General features: G+C 72.0%; 4 protein-coding genes. All 4 read right to left on the bottom strand.

Annotated features, from left to right (window positions below; genetic code table 11):
• Positions 1–23: 23 nt before the first annotated feature.
• On the bottom strand, positions 24–1196 hold the full coding sequence (locus tag ACIBO2_RS40580) for an FAD-dependent monooxygenase (RefSeq protein WP_358535787.1): 1173 nt from the start codon (positions 1194–1196) through the stop codon (positions 24–26).
• A gap of 144 nt (positions 1197–1340) precedes the next feature.
• Positions 1341–4499, bottom strand: coding sequence for a BTAD domain-containing putative transcriptional regulator (locus ACIBO2_RS40585; protein ID WP_397303800.1), 3159 nt, complete (start codon positions 4497–4499; stop codon positions 1341–1343).
• Positions 4500–4639: 140 nt separating this feature from the next.
• The gene (locus tag ACIBO2_RS40590; protein ID WP_397303802.1) at positions 4640–5557 is read right to left on the bottom strand and encodes an NADP-dependent oxidoreductase; all 918 of its coding nucleotides are present in this window, start codon (positions 5555–5557) and stop codon (positions 4640–4642) included.
• Between the two features lie 215 nt (positions 5558–5772).
• A complete protein-coding gene (locus ACIBO2_RS40595; RefSeq protein WP_397303818.1) occupies positions 5773–6030 on the bottom strand; it encodes an MFS transporter in 258 nt (85 codons plus the stop codon).
• Positions 6031–6339: the final 309 nt, after the last annotated feature.

The following is a 6339-nucleotide window of genomic DNA, read 5'->3' on the forward strand; positions in this document are numbered from 1 at the left end:
CGTGCTCTCACCGCGGTGCCCGCTCACCTGGCCAGGTCGCGGACCAGCGACGGGTAGTCCTTCAGGGTGATGTTCTCGGCGAAGTCGTCCGTCATCTTCATCATGAGCTTGAGCAGGAAGCCCACCTTGAACATCCAGTTGCGCATCCTGATCCGCCCCTTCGACGGAGGCGCCAGCCACGGACCGGCGTTCCCCTTCTCCGAGACCTTGGCGTACTCGCGGAAGCCCTCCTCATACCGCCGGAACGCCACCCGGTGGTCGCCGTTGGCCGCCGCCAGCTCACCCGCCAGCACGTACGCCCCCACCAGCGCCAGCCCTGACCCGAACCCGCCCAGCGTGTTGGCGTAGGCCGCGTCGCCCAGCAGCGCCACCCGCCCCTGGGAGTACCGATCGATCTTCACCCGGCTGATCGAGTCGAGGTAGAAGTCGCCGGTGCGGCGCACCGCGTCCAGGATCTCGGGCGTCCGCCACCCCATCCCGGCGTAGGCGTCGAGGACGACCCGCTTCATCGCCTCGGTGTCATAGCGGTCGTAGTCGAGGCGCGGGGAGGCGAAGACGAAGAAGGCCGACGCCTTGGGACCGCCGGCGGCGACCATCCTGCCCGGTTCGTTGTACATCTGCGCGTCCGCGCCGAACCGCTCGGGCACCTCGGCCAGGGCGTAGTAATGGCCGAGGAACTCGACGTAGTCCGACTCGGGGCCGAAGACCAGGCGCCGGACGTTCGAGTGGATGCCGTCGGCCCCGATCACCAGGTCGAACGTGCGGGGCGCGGAGCGCTCGAAGGTGGCGTGCACCCCGCCGGGAGTCTCGGTGAGCGAGGTGATCGAGTCGCCGAAGACGTACTCGCAGCCGGCTTTGACACTCCTGTCGTAGAGCAGGCGAGCCAGGTCGCCGCGGTGGATCTCCAGCTCGCCGCCGCTGAACTCGCCGGGCATCACCGCGAGCGTCCGGCCGCGCTTGTCGACGAAGGCCTGGTCGGTGCCGCCGGTCTGCAGCCGGCGCACGTCGTCCAGGATGCCCATGCGGCGCAGGACCGTCATGTGGATGTCGCCCTTGAAGTCGACGGCCTGGCCGCCGGGGCGCAGGTCAGGGGCCCTCTCGACGATCGTGACGCGGAAGCCGTAGCGGGCGAGCCAGTAGCCGAGGGCGGGGCCGCCGACGCTGGCACCGGAGATGAGGACGTTGGTGTTCTGCATGTCCCCGACTCTCGCGGGGCGCGCTGACAGCCTGAGGACAACCGGCTGACAGTGCGGCCTCTCGACCGACGCCGGCTGACAGCGCCTTGTCGCCGCTCAGCCGTTTCCTCAGCCGTTTCCTCAGCTGATTTCTCAGCTGATTTCTCAGCCGCCGACGAGGGCGGAGAGCGCCTCGTCGGCGCTCAGCGCGGCTCCCGTGGCGAAGTGGGCGGCGAACACGTCCGCGCCCAGCCGCTCGGTCGCCGCCGCGGCGACCATGGCGACGTCCCGATCACCCGCGACGGTCGTACCGCGCAGCGCCACCCCCACGCCCAGCAGGTACGCCGCCCGCTCAGCCGCCCCGTCGAGCAGCGCCAGCCCCGCGTGGCCCTCGGCGATCTCGGCCGCGTCCGTCGGCACCACCGTGCGCGCCAGCTCCAGCGCCTCCCCGTGCCTGCGCCTGGCCTCGGTGAGATCTCCCTCGGCCGCGGCCAGCCGGCCTAGCGCGGTACAGGCGAATGGCCTCATGCCCTCGGTCGCGTAGGAGCCGGTAACGGCGGCGTCTAGTACGGCGGTGTAGCGGGCCCGCGCCTCGTCGTACCGACCCGAGAATCGCGCCAGGTCGCCCCACGCCATGTTCAGCAACGGCAGCCCGCGCGACATGCCCGTCCGGCGGGCCAGCTCGGTGGCGCGTTCGAGATCGGCGCGGGCCGCGTCCAGGTCGCCTTCCCGCATCAGCCCCGCCGCCCTGCGGCACAGCACGTCCACCAGCTCGTCCGCCGCGCCGAGCTGGCCGTTCAGGTCCACGGCCTGGTTCCAGAGCCGCCTGGCGGCCGCCCAGTCGCCGCGCCGGCTCGCGATCATCGCCAGCCATTCGAAGCTCTGCGCCATCCCCCAGCGCTCGCCGACGGCGCGAAAGCGGGTCAGCGTCTCCTCCAGCCGCCGCTCACCCTCGGCCACCTGGCCGCCGTGCAGGTGGATCAGCCCTTCTCCCAGCATGGACACGGCCCGGCTCCACGGGTCGGAGCCGAGCAGCCGCCCGCGGTGCCGGGTGGTCACCGTGTCGGCCGGGCCCGCCGTCATGCCCCACAGCACGGCCAGGAACGGGTGCCGCAGCTCGCCGTCCAGCGTCGTCATCATGGTGTCAACGGCCCGCGCCCACCACTCGGGGGACACTTCCGGTACGGCCTGCAGCACGCACATGACGTACTCCTCTTCCAGCCCCGCGACCGGCTCGCCGCCCATCAGATGCAGCAGCCGCATCGCGGACGAGGCGATCTGTTCGCGCCGCCCGCTCAGCCACGAGTACACCGACAGGGCCGCGACCAGCCGCGACGCCGTCTCCGGATCGTCCTCGACGGTGTGCCGGAGCGCGGCCCGCAGGTTGTCGTACTCGGCGGAGAGGCGGGCCAGCCAGTCGAGCTGTTCGGCCCGCCGCAGCCACGGGTCGGCCCGCCGGGCCAGATCGAGGAACCAGGCGGCGTGCGCGTCGCGGGTCCGCCGCTGCTCTCCCGCTTCGGCCAGCCGCTCGGCGCAGAACAGGCGGATCGTGTCCAGCATCCTGTAGCGCCCGCCGTCGGCCTCGATGAGCGATTTGTCGACCAGGTCGGCCAGCACGTCGCCGTCACCGCAGACGGACTCGGCCGCCTCCACCGAGGCTCCCCCCGCGAACACCGAGAACCGCCTCGCCACCTCCTGCTCCTGCGGGGTGAGCAGGCTCCAGCTCCACTCGACCACCGCGTGGAGGGTGCGGTGCCTGGCCGCCGCCGTACGGTCGCCGCGGGAGAGCAGCTTGAAGCGGCCATGCTCGTTCAGGCGGTCGGCGATCTCCGCCGGGGTGAACGTACGCAGCCGCGCCGCCGCCAGCTCGATGGCCAGCGGCAGGCCGTCCAGCGTGGCGCAGATCCCGGCGCAGACCGCCATGACCTCGGGACCGGTCGTGAACCCGGGCCGGACGGCGGCGGCCCGCTCGGCGAACAGCCGTACGGCCGGGTAGGAGAGGGCCTCGGCGGGATCGGTGTCCGGCGGCGGCACGGCGAGCGGCGCGAGGGGGACCAGCATCTCGCCGGTGAGCCCGAGCGGCTCCCGGCTGGTCGCCATGATCGCGACGCCGGGGCAGGCGTCCAGCAGCCGCCGGACCAGCTCGGCGGCGGCGGCCACCACGTGCTCGCAGTTGTCGAGCACGAGCAGCGACGGCTGGTCGGCGAGGGCGGCGACGAGCCGGTCCACCGGGTCGGGACGGTCCAGCGCGGGCACCTGCAACCCGGCCTCGCGCAGCCCGAGCGCGCCCAGCACGGCCGGGGCCACCTGAAGCCCGTCGTCGACCGACGACAGATCGACGAACCCGACCTCCCGGCCCGGACCCGCCCGGTGGATGACCTCCTGACCCGGACCTGTCCTGTGGGCGACCTCCCCGCCCGGACCCGCCCGGTGGACGGCCTCGACGGCGAGCCGCGTCTTGCCCATGCCCCCGGGGCCGACGATGGTGATCAGCCGGGCGTCGCCGAGCGCGGCGATCCTGGCCAGCTCCTCCTCCCGGCCGACCAGCCGGTTGAGCGGTACGGGCACCCGCCGCCGGGGAGCCTGCTCCCGCCGCTCCTCGCCACGCAGGATCGCCAGATGCAGCGCCGCCAGCTCCGGAGCAGGATCGGCCCCCAGCTCGTCGGCCAGCAGCCGCCGTACCTCGTCGTAGACCGCCAACGCGGCGGCCTGCTGCCCGGAGGCGTGCAACGCCCGCATGAGCTGACCGCGCGGCCGCTCGCGCAGCGGATGGGCCGCCACCAGCTCGCGCAACTCGGCGACCGAGGTCCCGCCGGGCAGGGCCAGCTCGGCCTCCGCCAGATCCTCCCTGGCCGCGAGCCGCGCCTCCTCCAACCGCGCCACCTGTGGCGGGGCGAACGGCGCGTCGGCCACATCGGCCAGGGCGGGCCCACGCCACAGCGCCAGCGCCTCCTTCAGCACCCGCGCGGCAGGCTCGTGCTGTCCCGCGGCCAGCAGCCTCCGCCCATCGCGAGCCAGCCGCTCGAACCGATGCGCGTCGATGTCCTCCGTCTCCACCGCCAGCCGATAACCGGCGCCATGAAACTCCACCAACCCGGCCGGCAGATTCCGGCGCAGCCGGGAGACGTGCGCCTGGATGGCGTTGGCCGCCCCGGCGGGCGGGTCGTCGCCGTACTGACCGTCGATGAGCCGCTCCATGCTGACCAGCCGCCCGGCGTCGAGCAGCAGCAACGCCAGCAGCGCCCGAGGGCGCGGCCCACCCACGGCGACCGCTTCACCGGCGGCCGTCCGCACCTCAAGCGACCCAAGGATCCCGAACTGCACGGCACCGATTCTGTCCCATTCGCCGGGTATGCTCTCTCGCAGATCCACATCGCGGCCCGCACCGGGCATGTTCGCGCGGCATCCAGTCAGTACTCCAGCGGCGGGGTGGGCACCCGGTGCCCGGCGGCTGGACGAGCTGGTCAGGGTTTGAGCACGTAGCGACCGCGCACGCCGCCCTTGGCCATGGCCCGGTGAGCCTCGGCGACCTGATCCAGCGGCATGACCGCGTGCACGCGGGCCGGCAGCTCACCGGACGCGGTGCGGGCGAGCAGGTCGCCCAGTCGAGCGCCGTCGGGATGCGCGATCACGACCTGTACGGTGATCCCGCGCTCCGCGGCCGGCTTGACGCTCGGCTGGACGCCGACGAAGACCCCGCCATCGCGAACCAGGGCCAGGCCCCGCTCCTGCAGCGCCGCACCGTCGGCGACCGCGTCCCAGCCCGGCTCCGCGTGCGTGGTGAACCCGGCACCCAGGCCACGGATGAACTCCTCGTCCTCGGCTCTGGCCAGACCGGTCACCTGCCAGCCGCGCTCCCGCGCGAGCGAGACGACGTACCCCCCGACCGCGCCGGCCGCCCCGGTCACCAGCAACTGGTCGCCGTCGCTGGGTGCGTCACCGAGGAGATCGACGATCTGGGCGGCGGCCAGCCCGTTGAGCGGTACCGTCGACGCCGCGATCAAGTCCAGCCCGTCGGGAACGACGGCGATGTCGGCGGTCCGCACGACGAGCTGTTCGGCGTAGGTGCCGAAGTCGCGGTCGAAGCCGTCCACCAGGCCGGCGACCGGAGTGCCGGCCCGCAGGTCCACGCCGGGGCCGGCCGCGACGACGGTCCCGGAGAAGTCCCAGCCCAGGCCGGTACGCTCGGGCTGGTTGACCAGCCCCATGGCATGGAAGAGGCCGCGAGCGACCGCGAGGTCCACGGGATTGACCGACGCGGCGGCGATCCTCACCCGGACCTCACCGGGCCCGGGCTCGACGACGGGAACGTTGATGATCTCAATCGAGTCGGGTCCGGTCGGGGTGCGGACGGCGGCCGTACGGAAAGTAGAGATGCTCATGGTTCCGCTCCTCATAGCTGGGGTTCGACGGTTGACCTGCTTCACTATCGGCGGGTAGCTCTCCAACGGGAAGTACGCACTTCGAAGTGCGTATGTCACCTCCCAGTAGGAAGGAGCGGTCGATACCAACGAGGACGGCGGCCCAGAATCGGGCACCGGCAAAGGGGCGCTTTCGGAGCAGGTGCGGTCCACCGGTGTCCGCAGTTCGAAAGAGCTCAACGTGAGGAGATCTGGCGCGGCGTGCGTTCGGTGCCGTGGAAGATGTCGGCGAGGGCACGCAGCGCGGCCGGTGACAGCATCGCGGCCCCGATGCCCTGGCAGAGGTGGCCACTGATCAGCAGGTTCTCGTCTTGCGCCAAACCACTGGCCAGCGAGGCGAGGATGAAGACCACCAGACCGGTCAGCATCATGGAACGCGCGCCGAAGACGTCGGCGAGCCGGCCGCCGAGCAGCAGCAGCCCGCCGAGGAACATCGGCACCGCGACGAAGATCCGGTTCGTGCGGGCGCGCTCGGCCTGCTCGGCAGTTGGCTCGCATCGACGTTATCGACCAGGGATCGAACACCGCGCCCTAGGTGCGTGAGCCGCGGGATATGGCCTCCTCCGGCAGGGGGCTCAAAATCGTCGAAATGACGGCTCTCCGCTGGGGGGTGCGCGACGACGGTCTTGGCGGTAAAGCGGTGTGGGCGGAGTGCGCCACGAGGCGCTCTGACATATTCCCGGTTACAGCCGGGAGGGATTTGAAGGGAGATCTCTGGGTCTGATGGCTTACCTGAATCTGAA

It is taken from the genome of Nonomuraea sp. NPDC050022 (assembly GCF_044460705.1).
Classification (GTDB): domain Bacteria; phylum Actinomycetota; class Actinomycetes; order Streptosporangiales; family Streptosporangiaceae; genus Nonomuraea.